We start from the raw sequence: 24,087 nt of genomic DNA, 5'->3' as shown, positions 1-24,087 counted from the left end.
GGAACGGTGTTAGCTGGATATGTCAGCCAATCAAATTGCGCGAAAGTCAGTTGCCCGGCGAGCGCAGATTGGCTTCGGCGGCCTTGGCCAGGTCCGGTGGCAGAAAGTCCTTGTCTGGGTTGTAGTCGGCTTTCAAATAATGTGACAGCGCTTCCAGATCCCCCGGGTTCAACGTTCCTGCAGCCTGCTTGAGGCGCAGGTTGTCGAGGATGTAGTCGTAGCGACTGTTGTTGTAATCACGTACCGAGTTGTACAGCTGGCGCTGGGCGTCGAGCACGTCGACGATATTGCGTGTGCCCACCTGGTAGCCGATTTCCGTGGCTTCCAGTGCGCTCTGGTTGGAGATGATCGACTGTTTGCGTGCCTGCACCTGTTCAACGTCGGTATTGACCGCACGGTGCAGGTTGCGGGTGTTTTCCACCACCTGGCGGCGCAAGGCTTCACGCTGTTGTTCGGTCTGGTCCAGGCGCGAGTACGACTCGCGCACCTGGGAGCTGGTCAGCCCGCCGCTATAGATCGGGATATTCAACTGCACGCCGATGCTGCGCTGGGACACGTCGCCGCCGTAACGCTGGTTCAGGGCGTTGGGGTTGCTCAAACCGAAAGCGTCGTTGTCGCCGGTTTTGTACTGTGCCACGGCATCGAGGGTTGGCGCATGGCCAGCCTTGCGCTGCTTGAGCGTTTCTTCGGCGGCGTTTACTGCGTAATTGCTGGCCAGCAGGTTGAGGTTCTGCTGCGCGGCGGTGTCTACCCATGACTTGGCGTCATTGGGCATCGGCGGCAGGATCGGCAAGGTGTGACGCATGCCTTCAATCGCATTGTACTGGCGGTTGGTCAGGGTGATCAGCGATTCAAAAGCGTCTTCGACCTGACGCTGGGCCAGCATCCGGTTGGCCCGCGCCGTATCGTAGCTGGCCTGGGATTGCAGCACGTCAGTCTTGTCCGACAGACCCACGTCAAAACGCTCGCGGGACTGGTCCAGCTGGCGCTTGAACGCGGCCTCTTCGGCCTTGGTCGCCGCCAGTGTGTCCTGGGCGCGCAGTACCGAGAAGTAGGCATTGGCGCTTTGCAGAATCAGGTTTTGCTCGGTGGCCGAGAGTTGCAGTGCAGCCTGTTCGTTGATCGATTCGGCGGCTTTCAACTGGAACCAGCGGTCAATCCGGAAAATCGGCTGTGCCAGCGTGGCCTGGTAGACCATCGCGCTGCGGGTGGTGGTCAACGATGGCTGGTCGATGGCCGTGCGCACGTTGCTCGACTCGGCCCCCCCTGACAGGTTGGGCAGCAAGCCAGCACGGGCCTGGGGCACCACTTCCTTTTGCGCCTCGTAACCGGCGCGGGCCGCCGCCAGGTCGGCGTTGTTGTCGACCGCTTCGTGGTAAACGCTGACCAGGCCGTTTTGGCTGGACAATGGGGCGGTGGTTTCCAGCGCCATTGCGCTGGACGCCCAAGACACGGCGATAGCCAGTGATAGTTTGCGCAGCATGAGCGATCCCTAGTTCAAGAATGCGAAAAATGAAAGCCCGAGTCCGACTCGCGGTTTCAAGAAGTAGCGAGTGTAGTAGTGGTGGCACCTTGCAACAATGCCGTTCTTGCGCCTTTTATCACGCCATTGATTGAGGGGTTGGCGTTCTGCCTCACTCTTCTCTAGACTGGGCGCGTTCTTGTCGGGGTGCCTTGCTATGAGGCTGAGATCGAATAATTTCGGATCCCGTTGAACCTGATCAGGTTAACGCCTGCGTAGGGAACAAGATTTCTCGTCTCCCGGCGAGTCCTCTTGAGTGCTGTCCGGGATTGATTGGTCAAAAAATGATCAATCATTCGAGGCCGTCACTCAGCACCCAGTCCTTGGGTGCATCCGTACATTTTTCAGGTTCTCCCTCCGACAATCCGCCTGGATGCAGTCTGGAGAGCCGTGATGAGTACAAAACCAAAAAACGCGATCAATCTCAGTGATTCGGCCAAGGTCGATGAGCAGTCGGTCAAGCCGTTTACCCGCTCGCAAAAAGTCTACGTACAGGGTTCGCGCCCGGACATTCTGGTGCCGATGCGTGAAGTCAGCCTGGATGTCACACCTACCGATTTTGGCGGTGAAGTGAACGCCCCGGTATTGATCTACGACACTTCGGGCCCGTATACCGACCCGTCGGTGCAAATTGATGTGCGCAAAGGTCTGGACGATGTGCGCTCGGCGTGGATTGACGACCGTGACGACACCGAGCGCCTGCCGGGCCTGAGCTCCAACTTTGGGCAGATGCGCCTTGAAGATGCAGAGTTGACCAAACTGCGCTTCGCCCACGTGAAGAACCCGCGTCGGGCCAAGGCCGGTGCCAACGTCAGCCAGATGCACTATGCGCGTCAGGGCATCATCACCGCCGAGATGGAATACGTCGCCATCCGCGAAAACATGAAGCTGCAGGAAGCCCGCGCCGCCGGTTTGCTTGACCAGCAGCATCCGGGCCACAGCTTTGGCGCGAGCATCCCGAAAGAAATCACCGCCGAATTCGTGCGTGATGAAATCGCCCGCGGCCGCGCCATCATCCCGGCCAACATCAACCACGTTGAGCTGGAACCGATGATCATCGGTCGCAACTTCCTGGTGAAGATCAACGGCAATATCGGCAACAGTGCGCTGGGCTCTTCTATTGAAGAAGAAGTGGCCAAGCTGACCTGGGGCATTCGCTGGGGATCGGACACGGTCATGGACCTGTCCACCGGCAAGCACATTCACGAAACCCGTGAGTGGATCATCCGCAACTCGCCGGTGCCGATTGGTACGGTGCCGATTTACCAGGCGCTGGAAAAGGTCAACGGCGTGGCCGAAGACCTGACCTGGGAGCTGTTCCGCGACACCCTGATCGAGCAGGCCGAGCAGGGCGTGGACTACTTCACCATCCACGCAGGTGTGCTGCTGCGTTATGTGCCGCTGACCGCCAAGCGCGTGACCGGGATTGTGTCCCGTGGTGGTTCGATCATGGCCAAGTGGTGCCTGGCGCACCACAAAGAAAACTTCCTTTACACCCACTTCGACGAAATCTGCGAAATCATGAAAGCCTACGACGTCAGCTTCTCGCTGGGCGATGGCTTGCGTCCGGGATCGATTGCCGACGCCAATGACGCGGCGCAGTTCGGCGAGCTGGAAACCCTTGGCGAGCTGACCAAGATCGCCTGGAAGCACGACGTGCAGTGCATGATCGAAGGCCCTGGCCACGTGCCGATGCAGTTGATCAAGGAGAACATGGACAAGCAGCTGGAGTGCTGTGACGAGGCGCCGTTCTACACCCTCGGCCCGCTGACCACCGACATTGCGCCGGGTTACGACCACATCACCTCGGGCATTGGTGCGGCGATGATCGGCTGGTTCGGTTGCGCCATGCTTTGCTACGTGACGCCCAAGGAACACTTGGGCCTGCCGAACAAGGATGACGTGAAGACCGGGATCATCACCTACAAGATCGCGGCCCATGCTGCCGACCTTGCCAAGGGTCATCCAGGCGCTCAGATCCGCGACAACGCCCTGAGCAAGGCGCGTTTTGAGTTCCGTTGGGAAGATCAGTTCAACCTGGGCCTGGATCCGGACACGGCGCGCTCCTATCACGACGAAACGCTGCCCAAGGATTCGGCCAAGGTCGCGCATTTCTGCTCCATGTGCGGGCCGAAGTTCTGCTCGATGAAAATCACCCAGGAAGTTCGTATCTACGCCGCCAACCAGCGCATAGATGCCATCGACGTGGATGTGGCCAAAGGCCTGGCCGAACAGGCCGAGCGCTTCAAGCAGGAAGGCAGTCAGCTGTACAAAAAAGTGTGATGTAAGCAGTCCCCTTGTGGGAGCGGGCTTGCTCGCGATTGCAGCACCTCGGTGATTCAGATGCACCGAGTTGATTGCATCGCGAGCAAGCCCGCTCCCACAGGTTTTTTAGGCGGTTTTCTCTTTGTGGGATTCATTCCTTGAACACACCCGGTACTTACTCTCCCGACCTTGCTGTTCCTTTGGACCGGCGTGCATTCGGTGGTCGCGATTTGTTCTCCCTGTGGTTCTCCCTCGGCATTGGCCTGATGGTGTTGCAGACCGGCGCGTTGCTTGCGCCGGGGCTGGGACTGTCGGGTTCATTGCTGGCGATTTTTCTCGGCACGCTGGTAGGCGTGTCGCTATTGGCTTCGGTCGGTGTGATTGGCAGCGATACCGGCCTTTCGTCCATGGCTGCGCTCAAGCTCAGCCTGGGCAGTCGCGGTGCCATGCTCCCGGCCATGCTCAACGTGTTGCAATTGATCGGCTGGGGCTCGTTTGAAATCATCGTGATGCGCGACGCGGCCAGCCTGCTTGGCGCCCAGGCTTTTGGCGAAGGCAGCCTGTTGAGCAACCCCCTGATGCTGACGCTGCTGTTCGGCGCCTTGGCCACCTTGCTTGCGGTGAGCGGGCCATTGACCTTTGTGCGCAAGATTCTGCGCAAATGGGGTATCTGGTTACTGCTGGCGGCCTGTCTATGGCTGACCTGGAACCTGTTTGCCAAAGCTGACCTGCCAGCGCTGTGGGCGCAAAAAGGCGATGGTTCGCTGCCGTTCGCAGTGGGTTTTGACATTGCCATTGCCATGCCGCTGTCGTGGTTGCCGCTGATTGCGGATTACTCACGCTTCGGCAAGCGTGCACAAAACGTGTTCGGCGGCACGGCCTTGGGCTTCTTTATCGGTAACTTCTGGCTGATGAGCCTGGGCGTGGCTTACACCCTGGCATTCGCCCCGAGTGGTGAAGTGAATGCGCTGCTGCTGGCGCTGGCAGGGGCCGGGCTGGGGATTCCGCTGCTGCTGATTTTGCTCGATGAGTCGGAAAACGCATTTGCCGATATTCACTCGGCGGCGGTGTCAGGCGGGATTCTGTTGCGTTTGAAAGTCGAGCATCTGGCCCTGGCCATCGGCGTGGTCTGCACCTTGATCGCCTGCTTTGCGCCGCTGGCGCAGTACCAGAACTTTCTGTTGCTGATTGGTTCGGTGTTCGCGCCATTGTTCGGCGTGGTGCTGGTGGATCACTTTATCCTGCGCCAGCGCAGTGCCCGGGTTGCGCCTGAGTTGTGGCGCTGGCCGACGCTGCTGGCCTGGCTGGGCGGAGTGCTGACTTATCACCTGCTGGCGAACGTGCTGCCGGATGTAGGCGCAACATTGCCCGCGTTGTTGCTGGCCGGCGGGTTGCAGTGGCTGTTGGGGCGCGGGTCAAAAACGGCCTAGCACACTGTGGGAGCGGGCTTGCTCGCGATGCTGGCGACGCGGTTTTCCAGTGAAACCGTATCGATCCCATCGCGAGCTAGCCCGCTGCCACAGGGGCGGTTGGCGTTACCCGCGACCCGGAAACCACTCTGGCTTTAAAATCCCGTTCAAACGCGAGTACGGAATCTTCAACTCAACATGGCCCTCAGAGTACGGCGCAATGCTGTACACGTCGTACTTGAGCACTACGTTGTCTTTGAGCAGCGCCACATGCGGGGTTTTCTCGAACGGCCAGTTTTTCACGAACTCCGGATCGCTGCCGTAATGGCTGCTGATCAGCCAGTTGTTGTGAGCCACTTTGGCGGCACCCCAGAAAGCCTGTTCCTGGCCCGGCAGCAGCATGTCCTGCAGGGTCACGTCCTTTTGCTGTGAGCGCGAGTAGTTGATAAAGCCGCGGCCCGGCATGCCATGGGCGCCCCCGGTATCCAGGTAGCTGGAAAGCTCGACAATCACCAGACCGTCATGCTGCTCGCGTACCTTGGCCTGCAAATAAGTGCTGTTACGGCTGTCGGCCGTACGCAGGAAGTGTTCGCGATAGGCGTTGAGCGAGGGCGCCAGTTTGTCCTCAGGCGAATTGACGGTCATTCGCAACAGGCGATTTTCGATCAGCGCATCGAGCTTGGGGGCGTCGGGAAAATGCAGTGTATCGATGTTCACCAGCGGGCATTCCTGGCCGGTGCAGCCTGCCTTGACTTGCTCGGAAGCGTCATTGGCAAACGCCAACGGCTTTTGCACCGCAGGCTGGAACACGCTTTGGCAAGCGCCCAGGGTCAGGGCGATGCAAGTCATGGAAGCAAACTTTAAAAGCGACATGGTCGTCCTTCATCGTCGGAAGAGTGGGGGAGTGATGGTGGTTCGACTGCCAGCATGGGCATCGGTTCGCCACTAAGCTTATGTAGAGCCAATTAGAGTTGTTTTGCAGGCGATCCGTCTATCCCCGTGTTAGAAAAGAGGCTGCATCCGCAGTCTCTGGCGCGTTAGGATGCGCGATGCCGAGGGTCCGCCCACGGTGAAATTCGCCAGCAAGGGGTTTGTAATGACTGACATCACCAAGGCCAGGCCAAGCACCGTCGAGATCGTAAAGCGCGAGAACGGTTATCAGGGTTTTTACAAGCTTGATCGGGTGCATCTGCGACACGAACTCTTTGCCGGAGGCATGAGTCGCGAGATCAGTCGTGAGGTGTTTGTACGACATGATGCAGTCTGTGTGCTGCCCTACGACCCGCAGCGTGATGAAGTGGTACTGATCGAACAGTTCCGCGTCGGCGCCCTGGGCAAGACTGACACGCCCTGGCTGATCGAGCTGGTTGCCGGGCTGATCGACAAGGCTGAAGTGCCCGAGGAAGTGGCTCACCGTGAAGGTGAAGAAGAGGCCGGGCTGACGTTCTCGTCGTTGTGGCCGATCACTCGCTACTTCCCGTCGCCGGGGGGCAGCACCGAGTTTGTTCATCTCTATCTCGGGCGTTGCAGCACTGAGGGCGTCGGGGGCTTGCATGGTCTGGAGGAAGAGGCAGAAGATATTCGTGTAACGGTATGGGCGTACGAAGATGCGCTGCAAGCAGTACGTGATGGGCGTATTTCCAATGCAGCGAGCATTATTGCCCTGCAATGGCTGGCGCTTAATCGCGCTGAAGTGAGGGGGTTATGGTCGTAAATGGGGTTCGCGATCGTTATCGGGTCGATCTGATCGGGCTGCAGGCCGCTTGCGAGGCCAACTATGCGCGTCTGATGCGTTTGTTGCCCGAAATGCGCGAGCAACCCGGCCCGCGCCAGATTGCCGTGACCCAGGGCGATCAGATGCTGGGCGTGCTGACGCTGGAGGTGATCCTCGATTGCCCGTACACCAGCACCTTGCGTGTCAGCCAGGAGCACAGCTTGCCGTGGTTGCCGGTGCCTCAATTGCAGGTGCAGGTGTATCACGATGCGCGCATGGCCGAAGTGGTCGCGGCCGAGCATGCGCGGCGCTTTCGCAGCATTTATCCCTACCCCAATATCGCCATGCACCAGCCCGACGAAAAGGCCCAGCTCAATGTGTTTTTGGGTGAGTGGCTAAGTCATTGCCTGGCCTGTGGCCATGAGTACGCAGAAGTGCGCTGAAATCCTGGCAACCGCACCAAAAAACTGGCCTCTGGATCAAGGCGCTTACTCCCATAATGGCCATACTCAATGGCATAATCGCGCCATTCACTGACCCTCCCCGGGAGAGCCACCTTGCCGAATGTATCCACGCTGACCACCGAAGACCCGGTGCTGCTGGTGCAGCTCTCTGACAGCCACCTGTTTGCAGAAGCGGATGGCTCGCTGCTGGGGCTCAAGACCGCGCAAAGCCTGCAACAAGTGATTGATCTGGTGCAGGCCGAGCAGCCGCATATTGACGGCCTGCTGGCCACTGGTGATCTGACCCAGGACGGCAGTGTCGAGGCTTATCAACGCTTTCGCACACTGACCGCGCCGTTGGCACCCTTTGGCCGCTGGATCCCCGGCAACCACGATCAAGTTGCGCAGATGCGTGAAGCGGCCGTGCAAAGCCGTCTTCTGGAGCCGGTGGTCGATATTGGCAATTGGCGCATTACGCTGCTCAACTCGGCAGTTCCCCACTCCACCCCCGGTTACCTGGAGGACGATCAGTTGCAATTGCTGGCCCAATCCTTGAGCGAAGCCCCCGATCGCCATCACCTGGTGTGCCTGCATCACCACCCGGTGTCGGTGGGCTGCCCGTGGCTGGAGCCGATCGGTCTGCGCAATGCCAAAGAATTCTGGTCGGTCATGGACCGTTATCCCCAGGCCCGGGCGGTACTGTGGGGGCATGTTCATCAGGCGTTCGACCAGCAGCGCAACGACGTTCGATTGCTGGCCACGCCCTCTACCTGCATCCAGTTCGCGGTGGGCAGCCCAGACTTCAAGGTCAGCGGCGAGGCACCGGGCTATCGCTGGCTGCGCTTGCAACCGGACGGCACTCTGCAAACCGGCGTGTCGCGCCTGGCGGATTTCACCTTTGAGCCGGATTACAGCGCCAACAATTACTGAATTATCTTGAAGCGAGTCATTGCCCCTGAGTCAGGCTAAACTGCGCGCCTTTATTGTTGCTGTGTTCAGCTTAACGGGTCTTCGGGGGTCATCGCATGTCAGGTTCCATCTTGTATATCCACGGGTTCAACAGTGCCCCCGAGTCCAAGAAAGCCATGCAGTTGACGTCGGCTATGCACGGCATGGGCCTTGGCGGGCAACTGCGGGTGCCTGCCCTGCACCATCATCCGCGCCAGGCCATTGCCCAATTGCAGGGCGTAATCAGTGAGCTTGGCAGCCCATTGCTGGTCGGCAGCTCGCTCGGCGGCTACTATGCGACATGGCTGGCCCGCCAATACGGCCTCAAGGCCTTGCTGATCAATCCGGCCGTCAGCCCGCACCGGATGTTCGACGGCTATCTGGGCACGCAAACCAATCACTACAGCGGCGAAACCTGGGAACTGACCCTCGATCACGTGCAGGCGCTGGCAGAACTTGAAGTGCCAGCCCCTCAGGACGCGCAGCGTTGTCAGGTGTGGTTGCAGACAGGCGATGAAACCCTGGACTACCGCTACGCTGAACAGTACTACGCGGCATGTACGTTGCGTATTGAGGCGGGCGGTGATCACAGTTATCAGGGCTTTGCCCAGCAGCTGCCCGACTTGCTGAACTTTGCAGGGATCGGCGCCGAACAGTTTGAAACCATCGACTTCGCGGCCCTTTAAGGCGCCCGTCGAATGGCCCTTTTTTTCACTTACGACTAACGACGAGACCCTATGGTCACTCCCAGCGCTAGCTCTTATAACGCCGACGCCATCGAAGTCCTCTCGGGCCTCGACCCGGTGCGCAAACGCCCCGGCATGTATACCGACACCAGCCGGCCCAACCACCTGGCCCAGGAAGTCATCGACAACAGCGTCGACGAGGCCCTGGCCGGTCACGCCAAGTCGGTCAACGTCATCCTGCACGCCGATCATTCGCTGGAAGTCAGCGATGACGGGCGCGGCATGCCGGTGGACATCCACCCTGAAGAGGGTGTGCCGGGCGTCGAGCTGATCCTCACCAAGCTCCACGCCGGCGGCAAGTTCTCCAACAAAAACTACCAGTTCTCCGGCGGCCTGCACGGCGTGGGCATCTCGGTGGTCAACGCGCTGTCGACGCTGGTACGGGTCAAGGTCAAGCGTGACGGCAACGAGTACCAGATGACCTTTGCCGATGGCTATAAAGCCACCGATCTGGAAATTATCGGTACGGTTGGCAAGCGCAACACCGGCACCAGCGTGTACTTCGCGCCGGACCCGAAATACTTCGATTCACCCAAGTTTTCCGTCAGCCGCCTCAAGCACGTGCTCAAGGCCAAGGCCGTGCTATGCCCGGGGCTGCTGGTTACGTTCGAAGACAAAAATACCAACGAAAAGGTCGAGTGGCATTACGAAGACGGCCTGCGCTCGTATCTGGTCGATGCAGTCAGCGAATTTGAACGCCTGCCCGACGAGCCGTTCTGCGGCAGCCTGGCCGGTAACAAGGAAGCCATCGACTGGGCCTTGCTGTGGCTGCCCGAGGGCGGCGACAGTGTTCAGGAAAGCTACGTCAACCTGATCCCTACGGCCCAGGGCGGTACCCACGTCAACGGCCTGCGCCAGGGCTTGCTCGATGCCATGCGCGAGTTCTGCGAGTTCCGCAGCCTGCTGCCGCGGGGTGTCAAGCTGGCGCCTGAAGATGTGTGGGAGCGCATTGCGTTCGTGCTGTCGATGAAAATGCAGGAACCCCAGTTCTCGGGTCAGACCAAAGAGCGTCTGTCATCCCGTGAGGCGGCGGCATTTGTCTCGGGCGTGATCAAGGACTCCTTCAGCCTGTGGCTCAACGCCAACCCCGAGTTGGGCATGCAACTGGCCGAACTGGCGATCAACAACGCCGGGCGCAGGCTCAAGGCCAGTAAAAAGGTCGAACGCAAGCGCATTACCCAGGGGCCGGCCTTGCCGGGCAAGCTGGCGGACTGCGCCGGGCAAGACCCGATGCGCTCCGAGCTGTTCCTGGTGGAAGGTGATTCTGCAGGCGGCTCGGCCAAGCAGGCGCGGGACAAGGAGTTCCAGGCGATCCTGCCGTTGCGCGGCAAGATCCTCAACACCTGGGAAGTCGACGGCAGCGAAGTGCTGGCGAGCCAGGAAGTGCACAATATCGCTGTGGCCATCGGTGTCGATCCGGGCGCGGCCGATATGAGCCAGTTGCGTTACGGCAAGATCTGCATCCTTGCCGACGCCGACTCCGACGGCCTGCACATTGCTACCTTGCTCTGTGCATTGTTTGTGCAGCACTTCCGCCCGCTGGTGGATGCCGGTCACGTCTATGTGGCGATGCCGCCGCTGTACCGCATCGACCTGGGCAAGGAGATCTTCTACGCCCTGGACGAAGCCGAGCGCGACGGCATTCTTGACCGTCTTGTCGCCGAGAAAAAACGCGGCAAGCCGCAAGTCACACGATTCAAGGGGCTGGGTGAGATGAACCCGCCACAGCTGCGCGAAACCACGATGGATCCGAACACCCGTCGCCTGGTGCAACTCACTCTTGAAGACTTCGCCGCCACGTCAGAAATGATGGACATGCTGCTGGCCAAGAAACGCGCCGGTGACCGCAAGTCCTGGCTCGAATCCAAAGGCAACCTGGCGCAGGTGCTGGCCTGATGCGCAGTGCCTTGCTGGGCTTGTTCTGTTTGGGTGCTGCGCCGGTCATGGCCGATACCTGGCCAGAACTGGCGTTGCAGTCAGAGCATCCGGTTGAAGGCATGCGCGGTGGCAATCTGTCCGGGCTGGCATTATGTTCGGGTGAGCTGTGGGCGGTGTCTGATCGTGATGATGATCAGATTTATCGCCTCGATACCCGCGAGTCTCTGTGGCAGGCCGAAGCCTTGCCTGTCGATGTGCCGCCAGCGCCGGAAAGCGGCTTGCCGTGGGGCGTGCGCATGATGGGCAAGGCCATCAGCCCGTTGCGCGGCGGCGAGCTGGACTTTGAAGGGATCAGTTGCGATGAGGCGGGCAACCGGTTCGTGGTCAGTGAGTCCCATGCAGCGGTACTGCAAATCCCTCAGGCCGGGGCGCCTTCATGGCTTAAAATCGACCCGGCGCTGGTGCGTCAGGCCCGTGCCAGCGGCATGTTGCTGCATTTCAATGCGCTGTTTGAGGGGATTGCCGTCAACTCGCAGGGTAATCAGATATGGCTGGCGGCCGAGCGTGAGCGCCGTGGCTTGCTGACGATTCGCAAAAAACAGAGTGTATGGGACTGCGAAAACGGCTGCGTGCTGATGAGCGAAGGCGGTCTTGAACAGCCGCCGCCGCAACTCAACGCCAAGGCCCAGGCAAAGGACTTTGCCGACCTGGCGCTGTTCGAGGACAAGCTGTTTACCCTTGAGCGCATGGCCTATCGCATTTGCCGGCGTACCCCGAATACGGGCGAGATCGAACGCTGTTGGTCGTTTGCCAATGATGCCCTGACCGATGCCCGGCGTTACAACACCGGCTATGGCAACACCGAGGCCCTGAGCCTGGATGCCAAGGGTGCCTGGGTCGGGGTCGACAACGGCAGCCATAGACGCGCCGATGGCGAAAAACGCCCCATCGTCTGGCGCTTTGCTGCACCGCAAGGTGGCTGGAGTGCCAAGCAATGAGCCAGCAAGCACCGGGCAAAGGCGTGGGGCGTATCTTCATGATCGTGGCCTGGTGCGCGGGCCTGTACCTGGCCACGCAGTTTTTCGGGCGCTGGGAACAGCGTCAGCAAAACCCCAATACCGAAGTGACCTCGCAGCAAGGCGAGGGTTATATCGAAGTCAAACTGCTCGGCAACGTGCAGGGCCATTTCGTCGCCAGTGGCCGGATCAACAACGTGCCGGTGGAATTTTTACTCGATACCGGTGCCACCGATGTGGCGGTGCCGATGGATCTGGCCAGGCAACTGGCACTGCCCAAGGGCCTCCCGGTGACCCTGAGCACCGCCAATGGCCGCACCCAGGGCTACCAGACCCGCATCGATCGCCTGCAGCTGGGCGCCATTGTGCTGCGCGATGTGCGAGCTGTAGCGGCCCCCGGGCTGGACGGCGAGCAGGTGCTGCTGGGCATGAGTGCGCTGAACAAACTTGAATTTACCCAGCGCGGCGGCACCATGCTGCTGCGCCAGACAACGAACTGAATGAGGTCCGCATGAGCGACTCCCTTGATCTCAGCCTGGACGGCGTAGAACGCCGGTCACTGGCCGACTTCACCGAACAGGCCTACCTCAACTACTCCATGTACGTCATCATGGATCGGGCCTTGCCGCATATCGGCGACGGCCTCAAGCCCGTACAGCGGCGTATTGTTTACGCCATGAGCGAGTTGGGCCTGGACGCTGACTCCAAGCACAAAAAATCGGCGCGTACCGTCGGTGACGTGCTCGGTAAATTCCACCCTCACGGCGACTCGGCCTGCTACGAAGCGATGGTGCTGATGGCACAGCCGTTCAGCTATCGCTACACCTTGGTCGACGGCCAGGGCAACTGGGGTGCGCCGGACGATCCCAAGTCGTTCGCCGCCATGCGTTACACCGAAGCTCGCCTGTCGCGTTACTCCGAGGTCCTGCTCAGCGAATTGGGCCAGGGCACGGCGGACTGGGTACCGAACTTTGACGGTACCCTCGACGAACCTGCGGTTTTACCGGCACGTTTGCCCAATATCCTGCTCAATGGCACCACCGGCATCGCCGTCGGCATGGCCACCGATGTGCCGCCGCACAACCTGCGTGAAGTGGCGGCGGCGTGCGTGCGTTTGCTCGACGAGCCGAAAGCCACGGTTGAGCAATTGTGCGAACACATTCAAGGCCCGGACTACCCGACTGAAGCTGAAATCATCACCCCGCGCGCCGACCTGCTGAAGATCTATCAGACCGGCCGTGGTTCGGTGCGCATGCGTGCGGTGTATCACATCGAAGACGGCGACATCGTGGTCACTGCACTGCCGCATCAGGTGTCGGGTGCCAAGGTGTTGGAGCAGATCGCCGCGCTGATGCAGGCCAAGCCGACCAAGCTGGCGATGGTAACCGACCTGCGCGATGAGTCCGACCATGAAAACCCGTGCCGTATCGTCATCATTCCGCGCAACAACAAGGTCGATCTCGACGAGCTGATGCAGCACTTGTTCGCTGTCACCGAGCTTGAGTCCACGTTCCGGGTCAACATCAATATCATCGGCCTGGACGGCAAGCCGCAGCTGAAAAACCTGCGTGCCCTGCTGGTTGAATGGCTGGAGTTCCGCGTCAACACCGTGCGCCGCCGCCTGCAGTTCCGTCTCGATAAAGTCGAGCGCCGCCTGCACCTGCTGGACGGTTTGCTCACCGCTTACCTGAACCTCGATGAAGTGATCCATATCATTCGCACCGAGGAACACCCCAAGGCCGAGCTGATTGCACGCTTTGCCCTGAGTGAAACCCAGGCTGATTACATCCTTGATACGCGCCTGCGCCAACTGGCCCGTCTGGAAGAGATGAAGCTGCGCGACGAGCAGGATGCACTGCGTAAAGAGCAAGCCAAGCTGCAAGCCCTGCTGGGCAGCGAAGCCAAGCTGAAAAAGCTGGTGCGCACTGAACTGCTGGAAGACGCCAAAACCTACGGCGATGATCGTCGTTCGCCAATCGTGGCCCGCGCAGAAGCCAAAGCCCTATCGGAAAACGAGCTGGTGCCGACTGAAGCGGTCACGGTGGTGCTCTCGGAGAAAGGCTGGGTACGTTGCGGTAAAGGCCACGACCTGGACGCTACCGGCCTGTCCTATAAAGCGGGGGATGGTTACAAAACCGCCGCTGCCGGGCGTTCCAACCAGTTTGCGGTGTTTATCGACTCCACGGGGCGCAGCTACTCAGTGGCTGCGCACACCTTGCCGTCGGCCCGTGGTCAGGGCGAACCGCTGACCGGTCGTCTGACGCCGCCGCCGGGGGCGACATTCGAGTGCGTGCTGTTGCCAGAAGACGATGCGCTGTATGTGATTGCTTCCGACGCCGGTTACGGGTTTGTGGTCAAGGGAGAGGACCTGCAGGCCAAGAACAAGGCAGGTAAGGCATTGCTCAGCCTGCCCAAAGGCGCGCAGGTGATGCAGCCGCGGCCGGTGTCCGATCGCGAGCACAACTGGCTGGCGGCGGTAACCACTGAAGGGCGCCTGTTGATCTTCAAAGTCAGCGACCTGCCGCAGCTGGGCAAGGGCAAGGGCAACAAGATCATCGGCATCCCCGGCGATCGCGTGGCCAGCCGCGAAGAGTACGTGACCGACATCGCGGTACTTCCAGACAATGCCGCATTGGTATTGCAGGCGGGCAAGCGTACCTTGACGCTCAAGGCGGATGACCTGGAACACTACAAAGGTGAGCGTGGCCGTCGTGGCAACAAACTGCCTCGTGGGTTCCAGCGTGTAGATGCCTTGTTGGTAGAAACCCCCAATTAAGCCTGTTTAGTGCGCCCGGCCTGCGTTTTTAAGCGCAGATCGGCGCGACAGCGCTGGAGTCATGCCCAATATTCGCGGATGATATGCCGCGTTAGCGGCACGGCTTATGGCAATGTGCTTTGCGAGCCTTTCGAGAATTACACTGCGGCTCGCCCTGAGGCGGCCACCTGGATGGAATGATGAACGTTCTACGCCTTCCTATAATTGCGTTGCTGACCGGTGTGTTGGGTCTGGCGGGGTGCAGCACGCACCAGCCGGCGGCCTTGTACCAACTGGACAGCGGCACCCCCGGCCAGCCCGCGCAAAGCGCCGGCATGGCTGTGGTACTTGGCCCGATCAGCGTGGCCGACTACCTGCAACGTGAAACCCTGCTGCAACGCCAGCCTGATGGCAGTTTGAGCGCTGCGACTGACGGACGATGGGCGGGTAGCCTGTCGGCAGATATCGACCAACTGCTGGTGCGCCAACTGGCATGGCGCCTGGACAGCCAGCGTGTGGTCCAGGCCCCGGCACCTGCGGGCTTCAGCCCGGATGTGCAAGTGTTGTTGTCGATCACTCGGCTGGACTCGGGCAAGGATCTGCCTGCAGTGCTGGACGCACAATGGCGCTTGATTGACCGTCGCGGGCAAGTGCGTGACAACCGCATCGTGCACCTGGAGCAGCCGCACGGGGGCAGTACGGCGGACCAGGTCAAGGCTCAGGGCAAGTTGTTGCAACAGTTGAGCGAGCAATTGGCGGTGGCACTCAAGCCTCTGGCCAACCAGCCGCCTCTGGTGGAAGCGCCCAAGGCGCCGTCCAAGGCAGCCCCCAAGCAGGGTGCGGATAAACCTCGTATCCCAATGGCCTCACCGATACGCACGGATATGGAAATCTTCCGCTTCTGAGGCTGTAGCCAGAAACAAAAAAATCCCGCACATGTGCGGGATTTTTTATGGCAGGTCAAAAGCCCCTCACCACGCCTCTCCCGGAGGGAGAGGGCCAGGGTGATGGTGCTCTTGGCTTTGGCTACCCGCGACTCTCATGCATCCGCGCCAGCTGGCGCTCCAGCATCGAAGGGTAGGGCTCCATCAGGCGCTCTACGCAGCAGGCGCCTTCCGGGCTGGCAATCGGGCGGATTCGGGCGCGCTGGCGGATCAGCGGGTCATCGCTGATCTTGCGCTCTACCAGCAACAGGTTGCGGCTGTGTTGCGACAAGGCCAGTGCATCCTGCGCCGTTTCGGTCAGCAGCAGGTCAATCTGACTCATGCCGCTCAGGCCTTCACCCAGCACCAGGCCCAACTGCAATTGCAGGGTAATGCCGCTGTCTGCCACTTCGATTTGCAGGGCGTGACCCAATGCACGCAGCAGCTCGCCGCAGCAAATGGCGTTGGTCAGGTAGTCGTCGCCGCTGTCTTCACTGTGGAACAGCATCAGTGTGCTGCCATCGTTCAGCGTATGCAGTTCGCTTTGGTACAGCGAGGCTGCCTGGTTCAGACAATCACGATAGCGTTCCAGCAGTTCCATCAATCGGGCGCGGGGCAGGCGGCGCAATTGCTCTTGTGCCCCCAGTTGCACCGCGAGTACGGCACTCGGTTGCGGCGCCGCAGATGCGACCGGTTTTGGTTTGGCCAGGGCAACCGGCGCGGCACTCGCCGTGCTGGTGTCGCGCAGGTCGGCAAACGGGTCTTCGTCGTCGTTCTCGTCTTCTTCAGTGCTCACCAACTGTCGAGGTGCAGCCTTGGGCGCAGGTGCCGCTGCAGTCTCATCGAACGTCGGGTCACTCAGGTTGCGCACTTCAAAGCTCGGCTCGTTGTCTTCGGCCTCTTCGTAGTCGCTGTCGTCGTAGTCGTCTTCTTCTGGTTCCGGCTCAGGCTCTGGTGCCGGAGGGGCCAGGCGGGTGTGGAGCTGACGAGCCAGGTCGCCGATCTCATCCTGGCGCTGGATGGCCGGGGTGTAAGGATCGGGTTCGCGCAGCCATACCCGCAGTTGCAGCAGGGGCGTGGTGATATGACGGCCCAGACGCAAGCTTAAGGCCAGGGCAAGGGCCAGCAGGATAGCACTCAAAATGCCCATGCTTTGCAGGCTGATGGTCATCGGCTGCTCGAACTGGTGCATGTCCAGGCTGATGCGCAGATGCCCGGCGGTCACATCCTGAAAGGTGATCTTGGTTTGATACACACCTTCGGTTTCGCCCAGCAGGCCATTTTTGGGACGTTGCCCGGCTTCGGCGAGGATACGGTTGTCCACGCTATAAATGGCCGCGTGAGCCACCAGCGGGTTTTTGGTCAGGTTGTTGAGCAGCACGTTGAGGCTGAGGATGTCGTTTGACACCAGCAGCTCGGTCGCCGAGGTGGCGGTTTGCGTGGTCAGGCTTTGCCCCAGGGCGTCGGCCTGTTCGTGCATGGCCTGCTTGAATTGCAGGCCCATGACCACGGCATAGATGACCAGTGCCAGGGCGACCAGGATCACGTTATGGCTGGCGATACGCAGAGCAAGCGGAACGCGGCGATCGCGCAGGGCCCGGAAGATCAGCAGGAAGAAGTTATCGGTTTTGACAGGCGATGGCCGGTTCACTGAGCGCGGCTCTTAGTCCGTTAAGTTGGTGCGCAGTATAGCGAGCGGCCTGAGGGCGGCAAAGCCTTGGCGGTGCCCGATGGTCACTGAAAGTGGGTAGAATGCGTTTTTTTTAGCGAATGGGGGTGTGCCTTGCGCGAAATCGTCCTGATAAACATCACAGGTGAGGACCGTCCGGGTCTCACTGCGGCCATTACCGGTGTACTGGCCAGCAATGGTGTGAATATTCTCGACATCGGTCAGGCCGCCATCCATGGCGTTTTGTCATTGGGTTTTCTGGTCGAAATTCCACAAGCCGAGCTGGTTTCGGCAGTGCTCAAGGACCTGCAGCCCTTAATCGCGAAGGAAGGTTTGCAGCTGCGTTTCGACCCGATCAGCGAAGAGCATTACCAGCGCTGGGTCCACGAACAAAGCCAGACCCGGCATGTGGTCACGCTGATGAGCCGCCAGGTGACCGCCCATGAGCTGCAGCGCGTGACATCGGTGATCAGCCAGCACGGTTTGAACATTGAGCAGACGGATCGCCTGTCCGGTCGCGTGCCGCTGGATGCGTCGACCGAGTCGAGCAAAAGCTGCATCGAGCTGCGTGTGTGTGGCGAGCCTGTGGATGTTGACGCGCTGCGTGCCGATTTCTTCAACCTGGCCCAGGAGCTGGGCGTGGATATCGCCCTGCAGGAAGACACCCTGTTCCGTCGCAATCGCCGCCTGGCGGTGTTCGACATGGACTCGACGCTGATCGAAGCTGAAGTGATCGACGAGCTGGCCAAGGCGGCAGGCGTGGGGGATCAAGTGGCGGCCATCACCGAGCGCGCGATGGCTGGCGAACTGGATTTCAAGGCCAGTTTCAAGGAGCGCATGGCGCTGCTCAAGGGCCTGGACGTGGGCGTGCTGGATGCCATCGGTGCTTCGTTGCGCCTGACCGAGGGCGCTGAAGTGCTGTTCGCCGAGCTCAAGCGTCTGGGTTACAAAACTGCGATCCTGTCAGGCGGTTTCACCTACTTTGCCAAACAAGTGCAGGCCAGACTGGGCATCGACTATGTCTTTGCCAACGAACTGGAAGTGGTGGACGGCAAGGTTACCGGTGTTGCGGTCGAACCGATTGTTGATGCCCAGCGCAAGGCAGATTTGCTGCGCGAACTGGCACAAAAGGAAGGCTTGAGCCTGGAGCAGACCATTGCGGTCGGTGATGGCGCCAATGATTTGCCGATGCTGGCGATTGCCGGGCTGGGTGTGGCATTCCGTGCCAAGCCGCTGGTCAAGAAATCGGCCAAGCACGCAATTTCGACTTTGGGCCTGGATGGCGTGCTGTACCTGCTCGGTCAGCGTGACCGTAACAGCCAGGGCTGAGCCCCCCTGTAAATGACCTGTGGGAGCGAGCTTGCCCGCGATTGCATCACCTCGGTGAATCAGATGCACCGAGTTGCCAGCATCGCGAGCAAGCCCGCTCCCACAGGGTTATGGGTTATTCGGCGTGCGCCGGTGCACCCATTTTCTGACCCATCATCACCGGCGTTCCTGCCGTCAGGCCTTCGGCCCATTTCACCTGATCCGCGCCAAACAGCACGATCGCCGTCGAACCCAGTTTGAAACGACCCAGCTCGGCACCTTTTTCCAGGTGGATCGGCGCACGGGCAGCTTCGTCGTAACGGAAGGTTTTCAGCTCGCGTTTCGGCGGGGTAACCAGACCGGCAAACACGGTTTCAATGGATGCCACGATCATGGCACCGACCAATACCACGGCCATAGGGCCGCGCTCGGTGTCAAAAATGCACACCGCACGCTCGTTGCGGGCAAAAAGCTCCGGCACGTTTTCGGCGGTGGTCTGGTTGACCGAGAACAGGCGCCCCGGCACGTAGATCATTTCACGCAGGGTGCCCGCCAGTGGCATGTGCACGCGGTGGTAGTCCTTGGGCGACAGGTAGATGGTGGCAAATTCGCCGCCCATAAACTGGGCTGCTACTGCAGCATCGCCACCCACCAGCTCCAGCACGCTGTAGCTGTGGCCCTTGGCCTGGAACACGCGGCCGTGTTCGATCGGGCCCAGCTGGCTGACCGCGCCATCGGCAGGGCTTAGCACCGCACCTGGAGTTTGATCCAGCGGGCGGGCGCCGTCTTTCAGGGCGCGGGTAAAGAAGGCGTTGAAGTGCTCGTAGGCGGTCACGTCTTCAACCAGGGCCTGGGACATGTCTACCTGATAACGCTTGGCGAACCAGCTGGTGAACGCATTCTTGAACCAGCGTACGCGGCATTCGGCAATACAGCCGGCCAGGCGTGACAGCAGGTGATGCGGCAACAGGTACTGACTGAGGAGGAACAAACGCTTTTTCATTCAAGGTCCTTAATTTTTTACAGGTAGCTCGACGGGGGTGTCGGGGTGGTTGCCCCATTCGCCCCAGGAGCCGGCGTAGCCTTTGACGCGCGGGTAACCGAGCGCCTTGGCGACGAGATAGGTAAAGCCGGAACGGTGGTGGGTCTGGCAGTGGGTAATCACTTCTTTGTCTGGCGTGATGCCCAGATCCTTGAGGATCTGCGCCATGTCCGGGCGGATACGCAGGTTACGGGTTTTATCCATGCCGGTGGTCCACTCAAGATGCTTGGCCCCGGGGATATGCCCGCCCTTGGCCGCCAGCACTTTTTCGCCGCTGTATTCGGCGGCACTGCGTGCATCCCAGATCGCCAGGTCGGCGGCGCCCAGGCGGCTTTGCAGGTACTCGCGGGTGGCAGTAGGTTCATCGTGCAAGGTCAGCGCCACCGGGCCATTGACGGCGGCAGGCACGTCCTGACTGAGGGCATAGCCTTCGCCAATCCAGGCGTGAATGCCCCCGTCCAGATAGTGGTATGCCTTGTGCCCGATTACATCAAGCAGCCAGATAAACCGCCCGGCCCAGCCGCCGCCTTCGTCGTCATAGACCACATAGACCGCGTCGGGATTGTGCCCCAGCTCGCCGAACAGGGTTTCGAGTGACGCTTGCGACGGCAGCAGGCCGGGTGCCGGTGGCAAGCCCAGTTGCGTGCGTTTCGGGTCGACAAAACGGGCGCCCGGAATATGCCCGGCCTCGTAGCGTGCAACACTGGTCAGGTCAACCAGGATCAGTTCGGGTGCGTCGAGCCGGGCGAGCAGGTCGCCGGGCTCGATCACTAATGGCAAGCCAGAGAAGCCAGGCATAGGAAGCCTCCAGAGCAAAAAGGGGGGATTGTAGCGCTAGCGCCCGCGACTACTAAAGGTATTCAAGGCTTTCTCGATGCATTGGGCCGTTTTGCCAAAGGCTTGCACGCTGGTTTCGGAAAATGGCCCGCCGCCCTGGTCTGCCAGTATGAGCATGACCACGCGACCGTTATTGCTCAGCGAGCGTAGCAGCAGATGCTCGCCGGGGAACAGGCTGCGCAGGCTGTAGGGCAAGACTGCGGAGATCACCGCGTTGTTTTCGGGCGTCAGGCGCACTTGTGCAGGTTGCATCATCAGGCGTTGCAGCGCGGTGCTGTCACTGATGTTGACGGTCAGGTCGAAGGCGGTTCTGCCCAGGCCGGCAATCTGGTTGACGCTCAGGCTGGTCGAGGTCTTGTCGGGGGTGAGTATCATCACCCGGCGCATGCCGCACGCCTGCAAGGCTTCGCGGGCACAGGTGCTCAGATGCATCGGGTTGCTGAATGCGCTGGGTTGCTCCAGCAGCTGCCCGCAATGTTTGCGCCAGGCGACGAGTGCCTCGGCCGAGGGAGGCGGGGCTGCCTGCGAATTGTCCCCGTTGCGGCGTGAGTCCCACGGCCAGAGCAATGCCTGGGCCGGATGCCAAAGGTCGGGGCTGGAGTGATAGCGCGCGCTGCTCGCGGCCTGCTGGTGTGCCTGCTGCTGAACTTCGTCCAGGGGCATTTGCAGGTAAAGGCTGGTGACGTACTGCCAGCGCAGGTTGTGCGGTGTGTCCCAGCCCTGCTGGGCTGACAGCGCCAGGCAGTTGGCCAGCAACACACTGTTGGCAGGCTGGTTGAGCCAGCGCCGCAGGGCCGGGTCGGCGTCCAGCAGTTGTTGCTGACGCAGGGGGTGATGGGTGTCGCGGGCGATATGCAGCACCCTGACCAGGGTGCGGCGCTCTTCGGTGATCACCGTATAACCTTGCATCACCCACCCCGGCAGACGCCACAGCTCGGCCAGGCTGCGGCAGATATCAAACAGTGGCACACCAAAAAGCTGGCGCTCGACTTTACTGGCGCACTCATTGTGCCCGACCACCCGCCGTTCCCAGGTTTCGAGCAGCAGTGGGTGGGTCAGTGCCAGGGCCCATAGCGGTGACAGAAACAGCAGGCTGCTCCAGTAGATTTCCTGCCAGAGCCGCGCCAGGCGATTGCCGAACAGGCCAATGGCCTGTTGTGCGGCGTGCTGGCTGATCAGCTGGATTTGTCGGTAGGCCAGCGGGATATCCTCGATCGCCAGCGCCGGCACATGTTCAAGCAGCATCTGGGTGCGTTTGAGGCCCAGGCGGTTGATCGCCACTTCAAGGCTCTCGGCCGGCTCGCTCAGGCTGCTTTGGGCTTGCTGGTTGGCCTCGCGGATCAGTCTGAGGGCCAGCGCCGGGCTGTCCTGCATAACCTCGGCAATTTCGCGTAACGAGCGGCGACTGTCGTTGAGGGTCTTGAAGACCCGCGCATGGCTGGTTTGCGGGATCGGCAGATCGACGGCGTCCAGGTGTGCAACCCAGGCATCCAGGGTGGTGGGTGTTGATATCGGTGCGCGGGTTTCGTTGGCCATAATGAGGACGCGATGATCATCCAATCTGGGGGTCGAATGGCTTTTCGGCTCTACCGGCTATAGTCTGGCGCAGATTCGCCGATAAGGAGAAGAAGAGTTTTAGCTACGCTGGAATATGACCTTGAACCGACCCAAGAAGTACTTTTATATCTATGGCTAAAATTATCGGCATCATCGTCGTGTTCGCGAGCGTGCTCGGCGGATACGTACTTTCCCACGGCAAAATCGGGGCGCTGATCCAGCCGTTCGAGGTTTTGATCATCGGCGGTGCGGCCTTCGGTGCGTTCCTGCAAGCCAACCCCGGTTACATGACCATGCATGTGATCAAAAAATCACTGGGCATGTTTGGTTCGCGTTTCTCCCACGCTTTTTATCTCGAAGTGTTGGGCCTGGTTTACGAGATTCTCAACAAAAGTCGTCGCGAAGGCATGATGGCCATCGAGAGCGACATTGAAGACGCGGCCGCCAGCCCTATCTTCGCCAAATACCCCACTGTCCTTAAAGATGAGCGCATGACCGCGTTTATCTGCGATTACCTGCGCATCATGTCCTCGGGCAACATGGCCCCCCACGAGCTTGAGGGGTTGTTTGACATGGAGCTGTATAACCTCAAGGAAGAGCTGGAGCATCCTTCCCACGCCGTTACCGGTATCGCCGACGGCATGCCGGGTTTCGGTATCGTCGCCGCGGTACTGGGTATTGTGGTGACCATGGCCTCGCTGGGCGAAGGTGATCAGGCGGCCATCGGCATGCACGTTGGCGCCGCGCTGGTAGGTACCTTCTTCGGTATTTTGGCGGCCTATGGTTTCTTCGGTCCGTTGGCGACGTCTTTGGCTCACGATGCCAAGGAAGAACTCAACGTGTATGAATCGATCAAGGCCTCGCTGGTGGCTTCGGCCTCAGGCATGCCGCCGTCGCTGGCGGTCGAGTTTGGTCGCAAGGTCCTGTACCCCAAGCACCGGCCCAGTTTTTCCGAGCTGGAACAAGTGGTTCGTGGTCGCTGATTTATGGAAAACAACCAGCCCATAATCATCAAGCGCGTCAAGCGCTACGCCGCAGGCCATCACGGTGGCGCCTGGAAAATCGCCTTTGCCGACTTCGCCACGGCGATGATGGCGTTCTTTCTGGTGATGTGGCTGATGACGGCGGCCACGCCCGAGCAAAAGATCGCCATTGGTGGTTATTTCAAAGATCCGATCGGATTCAGCGAAAGCGGCACGCCCTACGTCATCGACCTGGGCGGCACTCCGGCCTTGGCGCCGGACAACACCCTCAACCCTGAAGAAAAACTGCAGCCCCAGCCCGACAAGATCAAGGTAGATGCCGAGCAGGTTGAAAGCATGGCCGAGCAGGTCGAGAAAGAGCGCCTCGAACTGCTGTTGCAGGAGTTGCAGAACAAGGTCGAAGAAAACCCGCAGCTGCGCAAGTTCAAGGATCAGTTGCTGTTTGAAATCACCCCGGACGGCCTGCGTATCCAGATCATGGATGCCGCAAACCGGCCGATGTTTGACGTGGGCAGTGCACGGCTCAAACCGTACTTCGAAGATATTTTGCTGGCCATGGCCGACACCATCAAGGCAGTACCCAACAAGGTCAGCATCAGCGGCCACACCGATGCCATGCCTTATGCGGGGGGCGGTGATTACGGCAATTGGGAGTTGTCGGCCAACCGTGCCAATGCTGCGCGGCGTGCACTGGTGGCGGGCAGCTACCCGGAAGGGCAGATTGCGCGGGTGGTGGGTTATGCCTCGTCAGTGCTGTTCGACACGGCTAACCCCAATAATCCGGTCAACCGTCGTATCGACATTGTGGTGCTGAACAAAAAGGCCCAGCAGGCGATTGAAGGCGAGCAGGGTGCGGAGTCAGTCAAGCCCCAGGAACTGCCCAAGGCGCCAGTTGACCCGATCAAGCTGCCCGCCGACAAACAGCCACTGCCGATGCATGAAGAACGGCAGAAGCTGAATCTGTTTGACGACCCGCCGCCCTCACCCTAACCCTCTCCCAGAGGGAGAGGGGACTGAGCGCACGCGGCTTCAAGAACACTGAAAATTTGCCCCCTCTCCCTCCGGGAGAGGG

At 60.3% G+C, this 24,087-nt stretch carries 20 protein-coding genes and 1 riboswitch; of the genes, 14 read left to right on the top strand and 6 right to left on the bottom strand.

The window, feature by feature from the left end; all coding sequences use genetic code 11:
- Nucleotides 1-46: 46 nt before the first annotated feature.
- Complete coding sequence (locus ACP7BE_RS19415; protein WP_095000932.1) at nt 47-1,483, bottom strand: TolC family outer membrane protein; 1,437 nt, start codon at nt 1,481-1,483, stop codon at nt 47-49.
- Nucleotides 1,484-1,655: 172 nt separating this feature from the next.
- Nucleotides 1,656-1,761: riboswitch (TPP riboswitch) on the top strand.
- A 154-nt stretch (nt 1,762-1,915) separates the two neighbouring features.
- On the opposite strand from ACP7BE_RS19415, the gene thiC reads away from it, so the two are divergent.
- A complete protein-coding gene (gene thiC / locus ACP7BE_RS19410; RefSeq protein ID WP_133144743.1) occupies nt 1,916-3,805 on the top strand; it encodes a phosphomethylpyrimidine synthase ThiC in 1,890 nt (629 codons plus the stop codon).
- 140 nt (nt 3,806-3,945) lie between these two features.
- On the top strand, nt 3,946-5,217 hold the full coding sequence (gene cytX, locus ACP7BE_RS19405; protein WP_426106923.1) for a putative hydroxymethylpyrimidine transporter CytX: 1,272 nt from the start codon (nt 3,946-3,948) through the stop codon (nt 5,215-5,217).
- A 105-nt stretch (nt 5,218-5,322) separates the two neighbouring features.
- Here cytX and ACP7BE_RS19400 read toward each other — a convergent pair whose 3' ends face one another.
- Entirely contained in the window at nt 5,323-6,069 is a 747-nt protein-coding gene (locus ACP7BE_RS19400; RefSeq protein ID WP_095023821.1) for an RsiV family protein, read from the bottom strand.
- A gap of 223 nt (nt 6,070-6,292) precedes the next feature.
- On the opposite strand from ACP7BE_RS19400, the gene ACP7BE_RS19395 reads away from it, so the two are divergent.
- From ACP7BE_RS19395 to ACP7BE_RS19355, 9 genes are all read left to right on the top strand, one after another.
- Entirely contained in the window at nt 6,293-6,910 is a 618-nt protein-coding gene (locus ACP7BE_RS19395) for an NUDIX domain-containing protein (RefSeq protein WP_095001096.1), read from the top strand.
- Nucleotides 6,901-7,353, top strand: a complete 453-nt coding sequence (locus tag ACP7BE_RS19390; RefSeq protein WP_095000935.1) for a DUF1249 domain-containing protein — start codon at nt 6,901-6,903, stop codon at nt 7,351-7,353. Before ACP7BE_RS19395 ends, ACP7BE_RS19390 begins: the two co-directional genes overlap by 10 nt.
- Nucleotides 7,354-7,467: 114 nt before the next feature.
- On the top strand, nt 7,468-8,283 hold the full coding sequence (gene cpdA, locus ACP7BE_RS19385; protein WP_095000936.1) for a 3',5'-cyclic-AMP phosphodiesterase: 816 nt from the start codon (nt 7,468-7,470) through the stop codon (nt 8,281-8,283).
- Nucleotides 8,284-8,378: 95 nt separating this feature from the next.
- Entirely contained in the window at nt 8,379-8,987 is a 609-nt protein-coding gene (locus ACP7BE_RS19380; RefSeq protein ID WP_095000937.1) for a YqiA/YcfP family alpha/beta fold hydrolase, read from the top strand.
- A gap of 51 nt (nt 8,988-9,038) precedes the next feature.
- The gene (parE, locus tag ACP7BE_RS19375) at nt 9,039-10,943 is read left to right on the top strand and encodes a DNA topoisomerase IV subunit B (RefSeq protein ID WP_426106919.1); all 1,905 of its coding nucleotides are present in this window, start codon (nt 9,039-9,041) and stop codon (nt 10,941-10,943) included.
- On the top strand, nt 10,943-11,923 hold the full coding sequence (locus tag ACP7BE_RS19370; protein WP_426106917.1) for an esterase-like activity of phytase family protein: 981 nt from the start codon (nt 10,943-10,945) through the stop codon (nt 11,921-11,923). The genes parE and ACP7BE_RS19370 overlap by 1 nt, the downstream gene beginning before the upstream one ends.
- Nucleotides 11,920-12,441, top strand: a complete 522-nt coding sequence (locus ACP7BE_RS19365) for a retropepsin-like aspartic protease family protein (protein WP_426106915.1) — start codon at nt 11,920-11,922, stop codon at nt 12,439-12,441. Before ACP7BE_RS19370 ends, ACP7BE_RS19365 begins: the two co-directional genes overlap by 4 nt.
- Nucleotides 12,442-12,452: 11 nt before the next feature.
- Nucleotides 12,453-14,717: a DNA topoisomerase IV subunit A gene (parC, locus tag ACP7BE_RS19360; RefSeq protein WP_095000941.1), complete on the top strand. Its 2,265-nt coding sequence runs from the start codon at nt 12,453-12,455 to the stop codon at nt 14,715-14,717.
- A 179-nt stretch (nt 14,718-14,896) separates the two neighbouring features.
- Entirely contained in the window at nt 14,897-15,601 is a 705-nt protein-coding gene (locus ACP7BE_RS19355) for a PqiC family protein (protein ID WP_170943716.1), read from the top strand.
- Between the two features lie 121 nt (nt 15,602-15,722).
- On the opposite strand, the gene ACP7BE_RS19350 is transcribed toward ACP7BE_RS19355, so the two are convergent.
- Nucleotides 15,723-17,270: an AhpA/YtjB family protein gene (locus ACP7BE_RS19350; RefSeq protein ID WP_095000943.1), complete on the bottom strand. Its 1,548-nt coding sequence runs from the start codon at nt 17,268-17,270 to the stop codon at nt 15,723-15,725.
- Nucleotides 17,271-17,402: 132 nt separating this feature from the next.
- Here ACP7BE_RS19350 and serB point away from each other — a divergent pair, with 132 nt between their 5' ends.
- Nucleotides 17,403-18,617 carry a phosphoserine phosphatase SerB gene (gene serB / locus ACP7BE_RS19345; RefSeq protein ID WP_095000944.1) on the top strand — a complete coding sequence of 405 codons (1,215 nt, stop codon included), beginning with the start codon at nt 17,403-17,405 and terminating at the stop codon, nt 18,615-18,617.
- A 115-nt stretch (nt 18,618-18,732) separates the two neighbouring features.
- Here the strand turns inward: serB and asd are convergent, their stop codons facing one another.
- Genes asd through ACP7BE_RS19330 form a run of 3 tightly spaced genes read right to left on the bottom strand, consistent with a single transcriptional unit; the run spans nt 18,733 to nt 22,011 of the window.
- The gene (gene asd / locus ACP7BE_RS19340) at nt 18,733-19,599 is read right to left on the bottom strand and encodes an archaetidylserine decarboxylase (protein ID WP_095017685.1); all 867 of its coding nucleotides are present in this window, start codon (nt 19,597-19,599) and stop codon (nt 18,733-18,735) included.
- Nucleotides 19,600-19,608: 9 nt separating this feature from the next.
- Entirely contained in the window at nt 19,609-20,436 is an 828-nt protein-coding gene (locus ACP7BE_RS19335) for a rhodanese-like domain-containing protein (protein WP_095017684.1), read from the bottom strand.
- A 36-nt stretch (nt 20,437-20,472) separates the two neighbouring features.
- Nucleotides 20,473-22,011, bottom strand: a complete 1,539-nt coding sequence (locus tag ACP7BE_RS19330; RefSeq protein WP_095000945.1) for an HDOD domain-containing protein — start codon at nt 22,009-22,011, stop codon at nt 20,473-20,475.
- 152 nt (nt 22,012-22,163) lie between these two features.
- Here ACP7BE_RS19330 and motA point away from each other — a divergent pair, with 152 nt between their 5' ends.
- Both motA and motB read left to right on the top strand, forming a co-directional pair.
- The gene (gene motA, locus ACP7BE_RS19325; protein ID WP_095000946.1) at nt 22,164-23,015 is read left to right on the top strand and encodes a flagellar motor stator protein MotA; all 852 of its coding nucleotides are present in this window, start codon (nt 22,164-22,166) and stop codon (nt 23,013-23,015) included.
- A 3-nt stretch (nt 23,016-23,018) separates the two neighbouring features.
- On the top strand, nt 23,019-24,005 hold the full coding sequence (motB, locus tag ACP7BE_RS19320; RefSeq protein ID WP_095000947.1) for a flagellar motor protein MotB: 987 nt from the start codon (nt 23,019-23,021) through the stop codon (nt 24,003-24,005).
- The last annotated feature ends 82 nt before the right edge of the window (nt 24,006-24,087 follow it).

It is taken from the genome of Pseudomonas sp. TWR1-1-3 (assembly GCF_049896805.1).
Taxonomy (GTDB): Bacteria; Pseudomonadota; Gammaproteobacteria; order Pseudomonadales; family Pseudomonadaceae; genus Aquipseudomonas; species Aquipseudomonas bubulae.
Note: the sequence above shows the minus strand (reverse complement) of the source record. Positions and strands in the feature narration are given on the sequence as shown.